The 16850-nt window shown below is 68.0% G+C and carries 13 protein-coding genes and 1 pseudogene; 7 read left to right on the top strand and 7 right to left on the bottom strand.

The window, feature by feature from the left end; translation table 11 throughout:
- Positions 1-9 precede the first annotated feature (9 nt).
- The 6 genes and pseudogenes from ACQCSX_RS13635 to ACQCSX_RS13610 form a co-directional block, all read right to left on the bottom strand.
- Positions 10-3873 carry a beta-propeller fold lactonase family protein gene (locus ACQCSX_RS13635; RefSeq protein ID WP_427015843.1) on the bottom strand — a complete coding sequence of 1288 codons (3864 nt, stop codon included), beginning with the start codon at positions 3871-3873 and terminating at the stop codon, positions 10-12.
- Between the two features lie 45 nt (positions 3874-3918).
- The gene (locus ACQCSX_RS13630) at positions 3919-4716 is read right to left on the bottom strand and encodes an ABC transporter permease (protein WP_427015842.1); all 798 of its coding nucleotides are present in this window, start codon (positions 4714-4716) and stop codon (positions 3919-3921) included.
- Positions 4700-5626, bottom strand: a complete 927-nt coding sequence (locus ACQCSX_RS13625; protein ID WP_427015841.1) for a 2-aminoethylphosphonate ABC transporter permease subunit — start codon at positions 5624-5626, stop codon at positions 4700-4702. The genes ACQCSX_RS13630 and ACQCSX_RS13625 overlap by 17 nt, the downstream gene beginning before the upstream one ends.
- Positions 5623-6837: an ABC transporter ATP-binding protein gene (locus tag ACQCSX_RS13620; protein WP_427015840.1), complete on the bottom strand. Its 1215-nt coding sequence runs from the start codon at positions 6835-6837 to the stop codon at positions 5623-5625. The genes ACQCSX_RS13625 and ACQCSX_RS13620 overlap by 4 nt, the downstream gene beginning before the upstream one ends.
- Before the next feature lie 96 nt (positions 6838-6933).
- On the bottom strand, positions 6934-8001 hold the full coding sequence (locus ACQCSX_RS13615) for a 2-aminoethylphosphonate ABC transporter substrate-binding protein (RefSeq protein ID WP_427015839.1): 1068 nt from the start codon (positions 7999-8001) through the stop codon (positions 6934-6936).
- An 11-nt stretch (positions 8002-8012) separates the two neighbouring features.
- Positions 8013-9185 (bottom strand): annotated as a pseudogene (locus ACQCSX_RS13610) (TIGR03364 family FAD-dependent oxidoreductase); the annotation flags it as partial.
- A gap of 159 nt (positions 9186-9344) precedes the next feature.
- Between ACQCSX_RS13610 and ACQCSX_RS13605 the strand changes: the two are divergent.
- Genes ACQCSX_RS13605 through ACQCSX_RS13595 form a run of 3 tightly spaced genes read left to right on the top strand, consistent with a single transcriptional unit; the run spans position 9345 to position 12060 of the window.
- The gene (locus ACQCSX_RS13605; RefSeq protein WP_427015838.1) at positions 9345-10115 is read left to right on the top strand and encodes a GntR family transcriptional regulator; all 771 of its coding nucleotides are present in this window, start codon (positions 9345-9347) and stop codon (positions 10113-10115) included.
- The gene (locus ACQCSX_RS13600) at positions 10108-10797 is read left to right on the top strand and encodes a phosphonatase-like hydrolase (protein ID WP_427015837.1); all 690 of its coding nucleotides are present in this window, start codon (positions 10108-10110) and stop codon (positions 10795-10797) included. The genes ACQCSX_RS13605 and ACQCSX_RS13600 overlap by 8 nt, the downstream gene beginning before the upstream one ends.
- 36 nt (positions 10798-10833) lie before the next feature.
- A complete protein-coding gene (locus tag ACQCSX_RS13595) occupies positions 10834-12060 on the top strand; it encodes an MFS transporter (RefSeq protein WP_427015836.1) in 1227 nt (408 codons plus the stop codon).
- On the opposite strand, the gene ACQCSX_RS13590 is transcribed toward ACQCSX_RS13595, so the two are convergent.
- On the bottom strand, positions 12057-12716 hold the full coding sequence (locus ACQCSX_RS13590) for a phosphatase PAP2 family protein (RefSeq protein WP_427015835.1): 660 nt from the start codon (positions 12714-12716) through the stop codon (positions 12057-12059). The two genes, ACQCSX_RS13595 and ACQCSX_RS13590, sit on opposite strands and share 4 nt — an antisense overlap.
- A 102-nt stretch (positions 12717-12818) precedes the next feature.
- On the opposite strand from ACQCSX_RS13590, the gene ACQCSX_RS13585 reads away from it, so the two are divergent.
- The 4 genes from ACQCSX_RS13585 (at position 12819) to ACQCSX_RS13570 (ending at position 16689) form a co-directional block, all read left to right on the top strand.
- On the top strand, positions 12819-13805 hold the full coding sequence (locus ACQCSX_RS13585; RefSeq protein ID WP_427015834.1) for an ATP-binding cassette domain-containing protein: 987 nt from the start codon (positions 12819-12821) through the stop codon (positions 13803-13805).
- Between the two features lie 41 nt (positions 13806-13846).
- Positions 13847-14632: an ABC transporter permease gene (locus ACQCSX_RS13580; protein ID WP_427019051.1), complete on the top strand. Its 786-nt coding sequence runs from the start codon at positions 13847-13849 to the stop codon at positions 14630-14632.
- A gap of 187 nt (positions 14633-14819) precedes the next feature.
- Complete coding sequence (locus ACQCSX_RS13575; protein ID WP_427015833.1) at positions 14820-15767, top strand: ABC transporter ATP-binding protein; 948 nt, start codon at positions 14820-14822, stop codon at positions 15765-15767.
- Positions 15768-15771: 4 nt separating this feature from the next.
- On the top strand, positions 15772-16689 hold the full coding sequence (locus tag ACQCSX_RS13570; RefSeq protein WP_427015832.1) for an ABC transporter permease: 918 nt from the start codon (positions 15772-15774) through the stop codon (positions 16687-16689).
- The last annotated feature ends 161 nt before the right edge of the window (positions 16690-16850 follow it).

Genomic DNA, 16850 nt, shown 5'->3' with positions numbered 1-16850 from the left:
ACTTTTTGCCTATTCGCGCTCCTCGATCAGGTACCCGTCCGCGTCAACGGTCTGCAGGTTGCCGTAGAGGTTGTGCTGCGGTGCGGGCATCTGGCTGTCCTGGCCGCGGACGGCCTTCCACAGTTCCTCGTTCAGCGAGTCAGCACCGGCCGCGTCGGGATGCCCTGACATATCGGCCTGGCTCATGACCAGGGACCTGTTCACTGCCGGCAGCAGGCTGGGGCTGGACTGGGTCACGGGTGCGGCCGGTGCGGCCACCGTGGCAGCCGCCCCACCCACGGGTGCCGCGTAGACCACGGCGGTCGGGAAACTGCCCACCTTGACGGGCTCGGATGCCTGGCCGGTGGCCACCGAGATCGGGATCAGTTGGTTGGTCCCGGCGGCTGTCGCGTAGACCATGCTTCCATCCGGGGAGACGGCCACGCTCGTCACGGTGGCGCCCGCCGTCAGGGCCGGCTTCGCCGTACCGGTGGCCAGGTCTACAGGCGTCACGGTGTTGCTGCCCGAATCCGCCAGGTACAAGGTGTTGCCGTCGGGGGAGAGGGCCTGGTCAAAGGTGGACTTTCCCGCATGGATGGCAGGGCCCATGGCCTGGCTGGCCAGATCCAGCCGGCTCACCGTGTCCGTGCCGCCGTCGCGCACCAGGAGGGCGGCGCCGTCGTGCGTCATGGTCAGCCCGGAGGTCCGCATGCCCACGTTGATGGGCGTGCCCACGGTCCTGGTTCCCGTGCTGATGGGTGTGATGGTGTGGTCCGTGGAGCTGCCCACGTAGACGGTGGCGCCATCGGGGCTGATGGCGACAGCGCCGGGGCCGTTGCCCACCGCAATGGGCGCCGATGCGGTGGCCGTGGCGATGTCGATCGACTGGACGGCCTTCTCGCCGTTGTCGGTGACCCACAGCGTCTTGCTGTCCGGGCTCACGGCCAGCCCGTCTGGCACCTTGCCCGTGGGGATGGTGGCCAGCACGGCATCGGAGGCGACGTCGATTTCCGTGATGCTGTTGGCATTCTGGTTGGCGACAAACACCTTGGTCTTGTCCGGGGTCACGACCAGCGCACCCGGCGCGGCGCCGACGGGGATTTCGGCCATCGATTTCCCGGTGGTCAGATCCACCGCTGAAACCGTGTTGCTTGAGTAGTTGGCCACGAACGCCTGCGCAATGGTGGCGGTGCGCGGGTCAGGGACGACGGCGGCAATGGTCGCCTGCTGCGAAGCGTTCATGCGGCCGTTGATGGAATAGCTGGCCTGGACGGTCAGCAGCTGCTGCCCGGTGGCGGCAGTTGCCGGGACGTTGAGGGTCCAGGTTGCCTTGGCGCTGGCTCCCGCGGCGATGGAGTCCGGCTTGGTGCCCGAGGAGGATGCGACGGTCCACCCGTCCGGAGCCTTGAGCGTCGCCTCGACACCTGTCAGAGCGCCGGTGCCCGTGTTGGACACCATGCCGTTGACCGTGACCTGCTGCCCCGGCTTGACCACTGTGCTGGACATGGAGGCGGCCACCGTCGGGGCCGAAACGGCGTCGTAGGGGGCGAAGTTGGGCTTGTTGGTGAACGAGTAGATCATGGGCAGCGCAGCGGCATCGTACTGGGACATGGGGCTGACGCCGAGGAAGAGCTCCATGGTCCGCAGCGCGGAGACCTGGCTGTAGAAGTGGGAGTCCACGGAACCGGTCTGGGTGTAGGGGCTGATGACCTCGGCAACCGTCCGGTGGGCGTCCACGTGGTCCGGCCCGTTCTGGGCGTCGTCCTCGACCACAAAGATGGCCGTGTCCTTCCAGAACTGGGAATGCGACACGGTGTCAACGATCTTGCCCAGGGCCAGGTCATTGTCGGCCACCAACTGCTTGGCCGTACCGCCGCCGGCGGTGTGGTCGCGGGGCAGGTCAATGAATTGCATGGCCGGCAGGTTGCCCTTTGCCTGGTACTGAGCGAACTCGGCGTTCCAGAGGTGGAAGCGGTGCTGGTCGCTGACGCCCATGTCGAACCACGGGAAGTTGTGTGCGGTGTTGGCATCCAGCAGGGGGTCGTGCGCGCAGAAACTTCCAGCCGCGCATTTGACCGGCTCGCTGGCGCCGATGTAGCCCGACGGCACGACAAATTGGCCGTAGTTGCGGAAAGAAATGTTGTTCTGGGCCAGTTTGTCCCAGAGGTAGGCGTGTGCCGGGTCCGGGCCGGCGGCGGCAATGTCCGGGTGGTAGCCCTCGGAGTCGTACTGGGAGCCGTTTCCAGCGTAGCCCTGTGCCGTGGCGGTTTCATTGTAGGCATTGGAGCTGGCCTGGGTGGCCCACTGCCAGCCATTTTGGCTGACCTCGCCGTTGGCGTAGAAGTTGTCCAATGTCACGAACTGGTCGGCCAGCTTGTGGTGGTTGGGGGTGACGTCCTTGCCGAAGATGGCCAGCGACGGATCGCCGTTGGCCTTGCCCATGTCGCCGAAGACCTGGTCGTAGGTTCGGTTTTCCTTGACCACGTAGATGACGTGCTTGATCGGCGACGGGTCTCCCGGGCGGCGGGGGACAACCTGCGACTGCTGGTCGCCATTGTTGCCGTTGTTCCCGTGCTGCCCATCTTGGCCATTGCCATTGCCATTGCCGGACTGCGGGAAGCCGTTGTTGGAACGGACCTGGTCGGTGTATTTGGCCAGCTGGCCCTTGTTGGGCACATCCACCAGCGAGACGTAGCCTTTGAGCTGCCGTTCAATGTAGGGGTGGTTGTTGGGGTTGGTCGGGTCGGTGCCCTTGTTCGGGCCGGTTCCCAGGCCCTTCGCGCTGGTGATGAGCAGCTTCTTGCCGTCGCTGCTCGGCTGGACTCCCGTGGGGTACCAGCCGGTGGGGATGAGACCCGTAACCGTGCCGAGGTTCTTCTTATCGGACAGATCCACCACTGTGACGTCATTGTTGCCGGCGGCCGTCACGTACAGCGTTTTGGCATCTGCCGACAGGGCCAGATTGGTGGGCTGGGTTCCACCGGGCGCGTCCTTGTACGGTGCCACCGAAATGGTGGCGGAGACGGTGTTGGTGGTGGGGTCGACAACAGAGACGTTGTCGCTGTCCCCGTTGGACACGAAGAGCCGGTTGGCGGTCTTGTCTACGAGCAGGGCATTCGGGTGCGTGCCCACGGTGATGTCCGGTCCGGCCGTGAGGGTCAGTCCGTCAACCGAGAACACCGACAATGTGTTGCCGCCCTGGTTGCTGACGTAGGCGGTTTTGCCATCGGGGGAGAGGACCACGCCGTAGGGGTAGGAGCCCACCGGCTTGCTGGCGGTCTGGCCCGTGGCGACGTCGACGGCGATCAGCTTCCGGGAGAGCTGCCCGGTGGCGTACACCGTGGCGTCATCGGTGGAAATGGCAACGGTCTGCGGGTAGCTTCCAGCCGGCAGCTTGAGCGAGCGGTTGATGGACAGCTTTTGGCCGGCCGCATCCCAATCCAGGACCAGGATGGCATCCTTGTTGGCCGTCGCCAGGTAGACATGCTTGCCGTCGTGGCTGAATACCAGGCCCGGTGCGACGCCCTGCGGAACGGTGGTGTTGGCGTTGTCCAGTTCAAGCTCCTGGAGCACGTCTCCGTCCCTGGCTTCGATGACCTGGACGGTTTGCTTGTTGTTGGAATTCTTCACGATGTTGGGCACCAACAAAACCTTGCCGTTGGGCGACAGCACGGCATTGGCCGGGAAGAATCCGGCGGGCTTTTGGTCGCCTGCCGGTGTTACCTTCCAGCCGATGGGGGTGAAGGCCGTTCCGTCGGCCTGCGGGCCGGCATGTTGGTTCAGGGCGATGGCGGCCGTGGCCGCGGCGCCGCCAAGGGCCAGGGCGGTAACGGTGGCAATGACCACCACCGGCCGTCGCCACAACAGTGCTCTGCGGTCTCTTTCATTTTTCATGGTGGTCCGTTTCAGGTTCTTGTCGGGTTGGAGAGGGGGAGAACGTCAGCGGACGCGGGCCTTGCCGCGGAAGGCAGCGATGGCGGCCAGCACGGCCACCGTCACGGCCATGAGCACCAGGGTGTTGGCCGCGGCGTCGAACAGTGAGCCGCGGTCCACCAGGGCAAAGATGGTCACCGGCAGCGTGCGCCAGCTGGCCGGATAGACCATTACCGTAGCGCCGAGCTCGCCCATGCACAGCGCCAGCGCCAGCCCCGTGGCCGCCGCAATGGAGGGCAGCAGCACGGGCAGCCGGACGGTCAACAGCACGCGCAACCGCCCCGCACCCAGGCTGGAGGCCGCCAGCGGCAGCAGCGGATCCGCGCCGGCCGCCGCGGCGGAGACGGTGTTGTAGGCGAATGCCAGCACCAGCAGCGTCTGGGCCAGCACCACGATGGCCACGGTTCCGTTGAGCAGCAGCGGGGCCTTGGAGAAGGCGCTGAGCAGGCTCAGGCCGACGACGACGGACGGCACGGCCGCGGGCAGGTGGAAAACGGCGTCGGCCACCTTGGCCACCCGGATCGGTGCCGAGGCGGCGGCAAGGGCGGCCCATGTGCCGACCACGACGGCGGTAAGGCTGGCCAGCGTGGCCGTCTGCAGGCTCACCAGCAGACTGGCCAGATTGTCCTGCGCGAAGGCGCCGGCCACATGCTCGAGCGTGGGGTCCGAGGGAAGCGCCGAGTTCCAGCTGCCGGCAAAGGCGGCCAGCACCGTCACCACCAGCGGTGCGCCAATCAGCAGTGCCACGGTGATGGCCACAAGCGCCCAGACGGTGGCTTTGGCGGTTTTAGTGTGCAGCAGCATGGCGGTCTCCGGAGAGCTTCTTGACGGCCGCGCGGTAGGCGGCGTAGACGGACAGGGACAGGGCCACCTGCAGGCAGGCGACCACCGCCGCGGCGGGGAAGTCAAAGGTGACGATGCTCTTGGCGTAGATCATCATCGGCAGCGTCATCACGCCCTTGGCACCGGTGAAGAGGATGATGCCGAACTCGTTCATGGTCAGCAGGAACGTCAGGCCCGTTGCCGCGGCCAGGGCGGGGAAGATGATCGTGCGGACAATGGCCAGCGGTCCGCTGCCCAGCGAGCCGGCAACGTCGATGAGGTCCCGCGGCAGCTGCGAGAAGACCGCCAGCAGCGGGCGCACCACAAACGGTGTGTAGAAGGCAATTTCCGCGAGCACCACCCCGGGGACGTCGTTGACGAAGTTGAGCACCGGACCACCGGGGAGCACCGATTCCAGCACCGAGTTCACCACACCGGTGCGGCCATAGAGGATGCCGAAGGCCAGCGGGATCAGGAAGGACGGAAAGGACACCACCGTCTCGATCAGCCGGGTCAGGAAGCCCGCCCCGCGGAAGGGCACAAAGGCCAGCGCCAGCGCCAGGAAGGTGCCCACGATGACGGCGCCCAGCGTCGACAGCCCGGCGATCTTCAACGTGGTGCCGATGGCGTTGTGCACCGCCGGGCTGCCCAGCTGCGTGGCCCAGTTGACCAGCCCGGCGGGAGCGCCCGCCTTGGTGAGGAAGGACTGGGCGGCCACCTGCAGGAGCGGGTAGAGGAAGAACATGCCCACAAAGGCCAGCGGCGGTGCCATCCAGAGCCAGGCCCGCAGTGTCCGCGCCGGCGGACGGGTCCTGCGGCCGCGCCGCGTCCGGTGCGCCGGGCCGGTGCCCGGTTCTGCACCCGGCGCCGCGTCCAGGATCAGGGCGCTCATGCGGCACCCTCGGCCGGAACCAGCACGGCGTTGTGCGGATCGACGCTCAGCACCACGAGGTCGCCGGGTATGGGGACGTGCGCCAGCGGCGGAATGTCCACCGTGACGCGCTGTCCGGTGCCCAGAAGGTCGGCCTGCAGCCGCGAGCCTGCGCCGCGCCACTGCACGGAATCAACCCGGGCCGGAAGAGTGTTGGTGCCCAGCAGTGTGCTGTCCGGCCCGCCGTCGGACAGAGGCTGTCCGGGGCCCACCCGCCAGGCATGCGGGCGCACGGCCACATTGACCACCTCGCCCAAGCCGGCGGCGTGGTGCGCCACAGCCCGGAGCATGTGGGGCCCCGCGGCCACAGTGACCAGCGAGCCGGACTCCGACGGCGGCGTCTGGACCACGGCCGGCAGCAATGCCGCACCGCCCAGGAAGCTGGCGGTGAAGGAGCTGGCGGGGCGGTTGTAGAGCTGGTCCGCCGTGCCGATCTCCTCCAGCCGGCTGTTGCGCATGACGGCAATCCGGTCCGCCAGAGTCAGCGCCTCGGACTGGTCATGCGTCACGTAGACCATGGCGATCTCCGGCAGCTCGGCGCGCAGGGCGGCGAGCTCCAGCAGCATTTCGGCCCGCAGCTGGGCATCCAGTGCGGACAGTGGCTCGTCCAGCAGAAGCACGGAGGGCTTGATGGCCAGGGCGCGGGCAATGGCAATGCGCTGCTGCTGCCCGCCGGAGAGCTGGCGGGGATATTTGTGGGCGTGGGCGGACATGCCCACCATGGCAAGCATCTGGGCAACCCGCTCGGCGATCTGCGCCCGCGGCATCCGGCGCGCCTTGAGGCCGTACGCCACGTTGGCGTCCACCCGCATGTGCGGGAACAGGGCGTAGGACTGCACCACCACACCCAGGCCACGCTGGGCCGGCGAGATCCCGCCCACGTCCTTGCCATCGAGAAGCACTGTGCCCGCGCATGTCTGCTCGAAGCCGGCAATCGCTTTCAGCGCGGTGGACTTGCCGGAGCCCGAAGGCCCCAGCAAGGCCACCGTTTCCCCACGCTCCACCCGCAGCGAGAAATCAGCCAGCGCCGTGGTCTTTTGGTAGCGGACGCTGACATTGCGCAGCTCGACGGCGGCCGGACGGGCGTGGTCTGGACCGTTCCCGTTCGGGAAAGACGCCGCGGCGCTCGCGGTGTGCACGGGCACGGCCGTGGGGGCGGGTGCGGTTGTCATGGGTGTTCCTTCATTGCGGGTGGGTCCGGTGGGGTTCAGGTGGCTTGGTGGCCGGGGTATTGCCGGTGGCCTGCGGGTCCGCAGGCCACCGGTGTCCTACTGGCCGGTGGCGGCGTTGTACGCGGCGATGTCGGTGTCCAGGTTGGACAGCACGTCATCCCAGACGGGCTGGTAGACCTCGACACCGTCCATCAGCTTGGTCAGGGCGGTGAAGTTGGCGTCGCTGGGGGTGACGTCGCTGCGCACCGGCAGGCCCAGGGCCGCGGAGGACACGGTGGACTGGACGTCCGTGGAGAGCAGGTAGGCCATGAGCTTCTCGGCGCCGGCCTTGTGCGGTGCCTGTGCCGCAAGTCCCATCACATACGGCAGGGCCACGGTGGTGCGCTTGCCGGCGTCGTTGGTGGGGAAGAAGACCTCAAAGGCGCTCTTGGAGTTCTGGATCGAGGCCAGTGCCATCTGGACATCGCTGTTGGCCACGGTGAGTTCGCCCTTGGAGACCTTCGGGCCCAGCTTTCCGGTCGAGGCACTCGGGCCGACGTTGTTCTTCTGCAGCTTCTTCAGGTAGTCCATGGCACCGTCCTTGCCGTAGACCTTCTGCAGCAGGATCAGCATGGCCGTGCCGTCGCCGGCCTGACCGGGGGTGGAGTACTGGATCTTGCCCTGCTGGGAATCGGCGAGCAGGTCCGTCCAGGCCTCCGGCTTGGGGGTGGCGGTGGTGTTGCGGATCATGGCGGCGTAGTTGTTGACCAGCGAGACGTACTCGCCGTCGGCGGCCTTGTCCTTGGCCGGGATGGCCGAAAGGTCGACTCCGCTCTTCTGCAGCAGGCCACTCTGTTCCGCCTTCTGGATGAAGGGCGGCAGGGTGACCAGGAGATCGGCCTGCGGGTTGGACTTCTCCTTCTCGGCGCGGGAGACCACCTCGCCGGAACCGGCCTCGACGTAGTCGACCTTGATGCCGGTTTCCTTGGTGAAGGCGTCAAACGTGGGCTTGTACCAATCGGCGAGTCCATCGGCGCTGTAGATCGTGACGGTATCGGAGGAGGCTGCGCCGGTGCTGGCGCCGGTGGTTGCGGATCCGGTGGCGGTGCCGCCGCAGCCGGTGAGCAGGATGGCGCCGGCGGCGGTAGCCGCGAGCAGGGAAAGGAAGCGGGGAGGTGTCTTCATGGGGATTCCTTCTAGCGGGAGGTCTGCAGCGGTGCTGCGTCGGAGCGGGAGAGCTGGTCAAAGGTCTTGCGGGCCAGGCCAAAGGAGATGGTCATGCCGATCCCCGAGGTGACCGTGACGGCGGTGACGCCCGGCTGGGGGCTTGCAATGAGGTAGCTCTGGCGGGCGGAGGTAGCGTAGATCCCCTGCCAGCGCTGGCGCACGGCCAGCGTGCCGGTGCCCAGCAGCGTGGCCGTGGCCGCCAGCAAGGTGGCGGAGGTGTGTTCGTCCAGGAACGGGTCAAGGGTGGGGGCGCTGACGTGGCTGTCGCCCACCAGCAGGCTGCCGTCCGGGCGCTGGGTGAACATCAGGTTGGCGTCGATGGCCAGCAGCTCGGGGGAGAGCTCGGCCAGGTCCGCCCGCAGGGCCGTAGCTGCGGCGGTCTGGGCGAAGGCGGGGTAGCGGAGCATCGAGGTGCCCGACAGTACGGCCTGGTTGATGGTCCGCCCGCCGGGCGCCTCCACCAGGGCCATCTGGAGTCCGCAGCGCTTGACCTCGAACTCCTCGGCCAGCTCCGGGTAGACGTAGTCCAGATCGTGGCCCACGCAGACCAGGGTGTGTGCGGCGCGGATGGTGCCGCGGGAGGTGCGGGCGACGCCGTCGTCGGAACCTTGGTAGGCGGTGCGCCAGGAGAAAGTGACGCCGGGCTGGGTGGCCAGCCAGAGCGCCAGCCTGCCCACCGCCTGGCGCGGGTCCATGCGGAGGTCGCTGTGCAGCAGGGCGCCGCCGGCAATGGCGGGATCCCCCGTGCCGCCCAGACGCTGGTGCACCGCGGCGGCGGGCAGCAGTTCCACCTCGCCGCTCCGGGCCGCGGCCAACTCCTCAAGCACGGCCAGCTCGGCGGAGCTGCGCGCCACGGCCAGGCCGCCGGACTCGACGGCGAAGAAGCCGGCCAGCGCGCTGTGCCGCAGCCAGCCCTCGCGGGCCGTGCGGGCCAGCTCGAGCAGATCGCCGGACTGGGCGGTGACGCAGGCATGGCCGAAGTTGCGCACCGAGGCGCCGGCGGCATGGGAGTCCCGATCAATGATGTGCACGCTCAGGCCGCGGGAGACGGCCTCGGCGGCATGCGCCAGGCCGGTGATGCCGGCGCCCACGATCAGGACGTCGCACTCCGGCAGAGGTTGGATTGTTGAGGTCATGGCACCGACTGTGCCCTGCCGGGACGTGCCGGATCAAGCCAAAACGGCAGATGTATATACAAGTTCAGAAAGGGTTCGCTTTCGGCCCCGTCTGTTAACCGTTTGTTCAGGTTTGGCCCTGCCGTTTGGGTGTTTTGGCCGGATTTCCACTTGTATGCTCAAGTGATGAACGTCCCACTGCACCAGCTTCTCAGCGATGAATTCCGGTCCCGGATTGCCAGTGGAGTCTGGCCGGAGGGAACCCAGGTCCCCTCCGAGTCGGAACTCTGCCGGGAGTTCGGCGCCTCGCGCGGCCCGGTCCGCCAGGCACTGGCCGCGCTGCGTGCTGAGCAGCTGGTGGTGGGCGGGCGTGGACGTCCACCGATGGTCCGCTCGGCCGTGGTGTCCCAGTCCGTGGAAACGTTCCTGTCCTTCACGGATTGGGCCCAGACTCTGGGCAAGGTGCCTGGCCAGCAGACGCAGGAGATTGCCCGGCGCCCGGCCGGAGCGGAAATCGCCGCGCAGCTGGGTTGCGACCCGGCCGATCCGGTGGTCTCGCTGCTGCGGTTGCGCCTCCTGGACGGCGAACCCACTCTGGTTGAGCGCTCCCACTTCGTGGCGGATGTGGGCCGGCTGCTGTTCGATTTCGACACGGACTCGGGCTCCACCTTCCGTTACCTGCTGGACGCCGGCGTGGACCTGCACAGCGCCCGGCACATCATCGACGCCGTGGCAGCGGACCCCACCGATGCCGCACTGCTGGGCATTCCCGAGGGTGCCCCGCTGCTGCGCGAACGCCGCGTGACGGAGTCCATCGACGGACGGAAGCTGGAATTCGCCGAAGACAGGTACCGGCCGGAAATGGCCAACTTCTTGGTCCACAACACCGTGCACCAGCGGGTCCAGATGGCCCGCGTGCAAAGCACCCCCGAACGTAAGGAAGAATCCCATGATTGAGCTCGCTGCCTTTGACATGGCCGGAACCACCATTGACGACCACGGCCAGGTCTACCTGGCCCTGCGGGATGCGGTGGAAGAGCTGGGCGCCCCCGTGGCCGAGGCCGATCTGCAGCACTGGATGGGCGTGGACAAGGTTACCGCCATCGCGGCACTGGCCCGGTTGGGCGGCCTCGAGCCGTCCCCGGACCAGGTGGCAGGTGCCTTCGAGCGCTTCCGCGCCATCCTGGCCGAGCGCTACGCGGCCCAGCCGCCCGTGGCGCTGTCCGGCGTCGAGGACGCCATCTCCGTGCTGCGCGGCCGCGGCATCAAGGTGGCCCTGACCACCGGGTTCGACGACGGCGTGGCCTATCCGCTGCTGGCGTCCCTGGGCTGGAGCGTGGGGGCCGGGCCCGAGCACACCGTAGATGCGGTGGTCACCACCTCCGAGGTGGCCGCCGGCCGTCCGGCGCCGTACATGATCCACCGCGCCATGGAAAAGACTGGCGTGGCCAACGTCCGCAGCGTGCTGGCGGCAGGGGATACCGTGGTTGATATCCAGGCGGCCACCAATGCCGGGGCAATCTCCGTGGGAGTGTTGACCGGCAAACTGGGCCGCGCCGAGATGGCCGGCCATCCGCACCACCACATTCTGGACAGTGTGGCGGACGTGCCGGGCCTGGCCGAAACCCAGCGCGCCTAAGGGGCGCCGCGGGGCCAACCACAGGGGGAACACCGCGTGAATCCAGCAACCGTCCGCCGGGCCGCGGTGGCGACCTTTGCCATCTTTGCCCTGAACGGGCTGGTGTTTGCCAGCTGGGCGGCGCGGATTCCCGCAGTAAGCCGGATCCTGGGGCTGGACGCCGTCGAAATGGGCCTGCTGCTGCTCACCATAGCCGCCGGCTCGGTGCTGGCGCTGCCGCTGGCCGGGACGGTGGTGGCCCGGGCGGGCACCGCGTGGACCGTGCGGATCGGCGGGTTCCTCTGCGCTGCGGCCGGTGTGGCCATTGCCTTGGGGCTGTTGTCCGTCTCCGTGCCGGCGACGGCCGCCGGACTCTTCTTCTTCGGCATGGGTTTCGGCCTGTGGGACGTGGCCCAGAACATTGAGGGCGCCGACGTCGAGCGCCGGCTGCGCCGGACGGTGATGCCCCAGTTCCACGGCGGATTCAGCGGCGGAGCATTTCTCGGCGCTCTCTTGGGCGCCGGGCTGTCCGCGGTGGACGTGGGCCTGCCGGTCCACCTGCTGGCCATCGCCGCCGTCGTGGTGCTGTCCATGGTGGCGCTGCCGCGGCTGTTCCTGCCGCACGCGTCCATGCCCCCGGCCGCGGCGGCCGGGCCGAAGGGCCGCAGCGCCTGGACCGAGGGCCGGACGCTGCTGGTGGGCCTGGTGGTGCTGGGTGCCGCGCTGACCGAAGGTGCGGCCAACGACTGGATCGCCAAGGCTACGGTGGACGGGCTGCACACCAGCGAGTCCGACGGGGCCATCATGTTTGCCGTCTTTGTCGCGTCGATGACCACCGTCCGCTTTGCCGGCGGCCGGTTGGTCGACAGGTTTGGCCGCGTCCGGGTGCTGTACGCCAGCCTCGGGGCGGCATTGGCCGGGTTGCTGCTCTTTGTGCTCGCGCCATCCATATGGCTGGCCGGCCTGGGCGCCGTGCTGTGGGGCGCCGGCGCGGCGATGGGCTTCCCGATGGGCATGTCCGCCGCGGCGGACGATCCCGCCCGCGCGGCCGCCCGCGTCTCGGTGGTGTCCACCATCGGCTACGTGGCCTTTTTGGCCGGCCCGCCGTTCCTCGGCTTCCTGGGCGACCACGTCACCATCCGCTGGGCGCTGCCGGCCATTGGCGTGGCCATTGTCGCCTCCATCCTCACCGCACCGGCGGCCGGGCCGCTGCCGGCGGTGGACCAACTGCCGTCGGACCCGCCCGTACGGGCGCCGGGCGAGCGGGACCTGGAACCGCGCTAGCTGCCCCCGTCCAGCCCCGGGGCCAAAGCATGCCGCCCAAGGAATTGATCCTGCGCCGCCGCCCAGAACAGCAGCGCCAGACCGGCCCCCAGCAGCGTCCCGGCCACGGTGTCGGAGAGCCAGTGCGCGCCCAGGTAGGTCCGGCTCCACATCATGGCCAGCACCAACAAGGTGCCGGACAGCCAGACCCACAGCCGGTTCACGAGCACAGCCGTGCAGACCACCGCCGCGGCGGTGGCGCTTGTATGCCCCGAGGGGAATGCACCGGAGTCCACCGACACCAGCCTGTGCTCCGGCCGGGGGCGGGCCACCAGAAACTTGATGAGGTGCGTCAGGCCCAGGGCGCCCAGGTTGGCCACAGCGGTGTACAGGGCCAACGAGGGATTCCGGCGCAGCAGCAGGGCAAAGAGCAGGGCGCCGTAGATGACCATCCCGGTGTTGCCCACGAAGTTCAGCACCAGGTTCACCGCCGTCAGCCCGGGGGTGCGGTTGGCCAGCATCGCGGCGGCCCACCCGGTGTCGAGCCCGCCAAAGAGCGGGCGGTTGGCCGTGGCCAGCAGCACCGCAGCGCCCACCAGCACCAGGGCCAGAAACGCGCCCGAGAGCTGGAGTGTCCGGCGGCGGGGAAGGCGCAGCGGCCGCAGGAGGGAGGGCATCAGCCCATCATAGGCCGCCGGCCCGAGGGTTCCGCTGGGCGGGCCGCCGGCGTAGGGTGTGGCCTACCCCACCACGCGAGGACCGGCACATGGACAGCAGCCATGGACATCATTGAAGCGCGCTCCCTGGTCAAGACCTACAGGGCCAAGGGAGGGCGTGTGCACGCCCTGGACGGGCTGGACCTGCATGCGCCCGAGGGCACCGTGGAGGCGCTGCTCGGGCCCAACGGCGCCGGCAAGACCACGGTGGTCAAGATCCTGGCGACGCTGGTCAGGCCGGATTCGGGCACCGCCGTGATTGACGGCATTGACGTGCTCAAGGACCCCAAGGCCGTGCGGAGGATCATCGGCGTCTCCGGCCAGTATGCCGCCGTGGACGAGAACCTTACCGGCTTCGAAAACCTGGAGATGGTGGGCCGGCTCTACCATCTGGGCACCCGGCGTGCCCGGGCGCGGGCGGGGGAGCTGATTGAACTCTTCGACCTGGCGGAGGCGCAAAACCGGCCCGTCAAGGGGTTCTCCGGCGGCATGCGCCGGCGCATCGACCTGGCCGGCGCCCTGGTGATCCGGCCCCGGGTGCTGTTCCTGGACGAGCCCACCACCGGGCTGGATCCGCGCAGCCGGCTGGCCATGTGGGACGTCATCAAGAACCTGGTGGCCGATGGCACCACGCTGCTGCTGACCACCCAGTACCTGGAAGAGGCGGACCAGCTGGCCGACCACATCAGCGTGGTCGACGGCGGCAGGGTCATCGCGGACGGCACCGCGGATGCGCTCAAGGCGCAGATCGGCGGGCACCGGGTGGAGGTGACGCTGGTGCATGCCCGCGACGCCGCGGCGGTGCAGACCATCCTGGAACGCTTCGGCGCCGGCCAGGTGAGCCGGTCCTCGGAGGGGCGCTCGCTCGGGGTGCGCGTCGACAACGGCCCCGAAGCGCTGCACGGGGTGCTGGGGGAGGTGACGCGGGCCGGCGTTGCCCTGCACGACGCCGGGATCCGCCGCCCCACGCTCGACGACGTGTTCCTCAAACTCACCGGCCACGTGGCCGTGGCAAGCGCCCCCGAGGACGAACTGGAGGAGGCATTGTGAGCACGGCAACCCTGGACTACACCGAACCGGGCGCGGTCGCCATGTGGTTCTCCGACGGCTGGATGATGACAAAACGGAACCTGTTGAAGATGAAGCGATCCCCGGACATGCTGGTGTTCGCAGTGCTCCAGCCCATCATGTTTGTCCTGCTCTTCTCCCAGGTCTACGGCGGCTCCATCTCCGTTGCGGGCACCGACTACACGCAGTACCTGATGGCCGGCATCTTCGCCCAGACGGTGGTGTTCGGTTCCACGTTTTCCGGCGCGGCCATGGCCCAGGACCTCAATGACGGCATCATCGACAGGTTCCGGACGCTGCCCATGTCCGGCTCGGCCGTGCTGGTCGGCCGCACCAACTCGGACCTGGTGCTGAATGCGATTTCGATGCTGATCATGATGGCCACGGGGCTGCTGGTGGGCTGGCGGGTAAACAGTTCACCGCCCGCCTTCCTGGCCGGCGTCGCCCTGCTGCTGCTCTTCAGCTACGCCTTCAGCTGGGTGATGGCGCTGCTGGGCATGAGCGTCAAGACGCCGGAGGTGATCAACAACGCCTCCTTCATGATCCTGTTCCCGCTCACGTTCATCTCCAACGCCTTTGTCCAGTCCGCCAACCTGCCCACGCCGCTGCGGATCTTTGCCGACTGGAATCCCGTCTCCGCGCTGGTCCACGCGGCCAGGGCGCTGTTCGGCAACCTCGGGTCCGCGCCGGTTCCGGATGCCTGGCCCATCCAGCATGCCGTGGGGACGGTGCTGATCGGGGCGGCGGTGATGCTGGTGGTCTTTGTCCCGCTGTGCATCCGCAAATTCGCCTCCATCAGCTCCCGCTGACCGGCCGCCTCTGACACGCCCAAGAATTTTCGGCCTACTCCTTAGGGATTACCCTGAACGATCCCTGAATCATCCCTGCGGTGGGCGAATTCGCGCACCGCATTGCGTAGCGTGGGCGTAGCGGCCGGTCCGCTGCCGCCATCCGGCGGCGCAGCGGGGTCGGATTGAGCACAAAGGGGATCCAGCAATGATCGAGGCAGTAAACCTCGCCAAGACCTACGGGAGCAAGCGCGCCGTCGACGGCGTCAGCTTCACCGTCAAACCCGGCCAGGTGACAGGCTTCCTGGGGCCGAATGGTGCCGGCAAATCCACCACCATGCGGATGATCGTTGGCCTGGACCGGCCGACGGCGGGCACCGTGACGGTGAACGGCAAGCACTTTGCCGAGCACCGCAATCCGCTGCACCAGGTGGGAGCCCTGCTCGACGCCAAGGCCGTGCACACCAGCCGCAGCGCCTACAACCACCTGCTGGCGATGGCCGCAACGCACAACATTCCCACCAAGCGGGTCAACGAGGTCATCGAAATGACCGGCCTGGCCGCAGTGGCGAAGAAGAAAGCCGGCGGCTTCTCGCTCGGCATGGGACAGCGGCTGGGCATCGCGGCGGCACTGTTGGGGGATCCCCAGACGCTGATCCTGGATGAGCCCGTCAACGGCCTGGACCCCGAGGGCGTCCTGTGGGTCCGCAACCTGGCCAAGTACCTCGCCTCGGAGGGCAAGACGATCTTCCTTTCGTCCCACCTGATGAGCGAAATGGCCCAAACGGCGGACCACCTCATTGTCATTGGCCGTGGCCGGATCATCGCCGACGCACCCATCGAGTCGATCATCGCCGGCAAGGCCGCGGCCAAAACGCGCGTGCGCACGCCCCAGCTGCCCCAGCTCGGCGCCCTGCTGGCGGCCGAGGGGGTCACCCTGGACAGCGGCGAGAACGAAACCCTGGAGGTCTCGGGCCTGGATCCGCGCCAGATTGCGCAGATCGCCCTGGACAACGGGGTGCTCATCTACGAGCTGACGCCGCTGAACGCCTCGCTGGAAGAGGCCTACTTCGACCTGACCAAGGACGAAGTTGAATACCACTCCCACACCGAGACCGGGCCCGAAGCCGCCTTGTCCACCTCGGAAGGACGCTAAGGCCATGAGTTCAACAGCATCGACCATTTCCAAGGCCCCTTCGTCCCGGGCCGGCAACCATGGGCTCACCTTTGCCGGTGTGCTGCGCAGTGAATGGATCAAATTCCGTTCACTGACCTCCACCAAGCTCCTGGTGCTGTTCACCTTCCTCGCCGTCATCGGCGTCGGCGTCCTCGCGGCCTGGCTGCGTGCCACCGCCATCGAGCAGGTCATGAAGTTCGGTGCCGGCAGGCCCGAGGCCGCGACCGGCTCCGGCGCACCGGCCATGACCCTGGACCAGGCCGAAAGCGTCATGGCCGGCCAGGGACTGAACATCTACGGCATCCCCAATGCGGGCCTGCAGATCGGCATCCTGGTCCTGGGTTCGCTGGCGGTGCTGCTGGTCGCCTCCGAGTTTGCCACCGGCATGATCCGCTCCACGCTGACCGCCGTACCCAAGCGCCTGCCGGCCTTCTGGGCCAAGGCCATTGTGCTGGTGGTGGTTTCCTATCTGCTCACCCTGGTAGCCTCGTTCATCACCTTCCTGGCCTCCATTCCCATCCTCAACGGCTACGGCATCCACATGGGCTTTGACCGCGACGGCGTGGTGTCCGGAATCTTCCTGGGCGGGCTCTACGTTGCCGGCGTCGCCGTCATCGGGCTGTCCCTCGGGACCCTGCTGCGGAACCCGGCCGGTGGCATCATGGTGCTGGTGGCGCTCTTCTTTGTCCTGCCCTTCGCCACCCAGCTGGCCGGCCTGATCCCCGGCGACTTCTGGATGCACGTCAACGAGTACGTGCCCAGCGTGGCCGGCGGCCGGATGCTGGAGATCGGCCACAAGGATGGGTTCATCGACCCGGGCGTGGGCGCGCTGATCTTCCTGGCCTGGATCCTGGTGTTCCTGGTTCCCGCCGTCGCCATCTTCAAGAAGCGCGACGTCTAGCACCGGACGAATTGGCCGAAAGGGGCCCATCCGTGCGCATGCGCGCCCAAGACCCGGCAGGGGCAGTGGAACGAACGGCCACTGCCCCTGCCGCCCTCTCTCCGGCGGAATTTTCCGCCCGCCGCCGGGGCCCTTTCCGGCGGTATTTCCACCAGCACCCG

It is taken from the genome of Pseudarthrobacter sp. P1 (assembly GCF_050156935.1).
Lineage (GTDB): Bacteria > Actinomycetota > Actinomycetes > Actinomycetales > Micrococcaceae > Specibacter.
Note: the sequence above shows the minus strand (reverse complement) of the source record. Positions and strands in the feature narration are given on the sequence as shown.

What these genes read in the sequence shown, in the direction of transcription:
- ACQCSX_RS13635 (WP_427015843.1), bottom strand. Translation starts at nt 3,873, where the DNA reads ATGAAAAATGAAAGAGACCGCAGAGCACTGTTGTGGCGACGGCCGGTG.
- ACQCSX_RS13630 (WP_427015842.1), bottom strand. Translation starts at nt 4,716, where the DNA reads ATGCTGCTGCACACTAAAACCGCCAAAGCCACCGTCTGGGCGCTTGTG.
- ACQCSX_RS13625 (WP_427015841.1), bottom strand. Translation starts at nt 5,626, where the DNA reads ATGAGCGCCCTGATCCTGGACGCGGCGCCGGGTGCAGAACCGGGCACC.
- ACQCSX_RS13620 (WP_427015840.1), bottom strand. Translation starts at nt 6,837, where the DNA reads ATGACAACCGCACCCGCCCCCACGGCCGTGCCCGTGCACACCGCGAGC.
- ACQCSX_RS13615 (WP_427015839.1), bottom strand. Translation starts at nt 8,001, where the DNA reads ATGAAGACACCTCCCCGCTTCCTTTCCCTGCTCGCGGCTACCGCCGCC.
- ACQCSX_RS13605 (WP_427015838.1), top strand. Translation starts at nt 9,345, where the DNA reads ATGAACGTCCCACTGCACCAGCTTCTCAGCGATGAATTCCGGTCCCGG.
- ACQCSX_RS13600 (WP_427015837.1), top strand. Translation starts at nt 10,108, where the DNA reads ATGATTGAGCTCGCTGCCTTTGACATGGCCGGAACCACCATTGACGAC.
- ACQCSX_RS13590 (WP_427015835.1), bottom strand. Translation starts at nt 12,716, where the DNA reads ATGCCCTCCCTCCTGCGGCCGCTGCGCCTTCCCCGCCGCCGGACACTC.
- ACQCSX_RS13585 (WP_427015834.1), top strand. Translation starts at nt 12,819, where the DNA reads ATGGACATCATTGAAGCGCGCTCCCTGGTCAAGACCTACAGGGCCAAG.
- ACQCSX_RS13580 (WP_427019051.1), top strand. Translation starts at nt 13,847, where the DNA reads ATGTGGTTCTCCGACGGCTGGATGATGACAAAACGGAACCTGTTGAAG.
- ACQCSX_RS13575 (WP_427015833.1), top strand. Translation starts at nt 14,820, where the DNA reads ATGATCGAGGCAGTAAACCTCGCCAAGACCTACGGGAGCAAGCGCGCC.
- ACQCSX_RS13570 (WP_427015832.1), top strand. Translation starts at nt 15,772, where the DNA reads ATGAGTTCAACAGCATCGACCATTTCCAAGGCCCCTTCGTCCCGGGCC.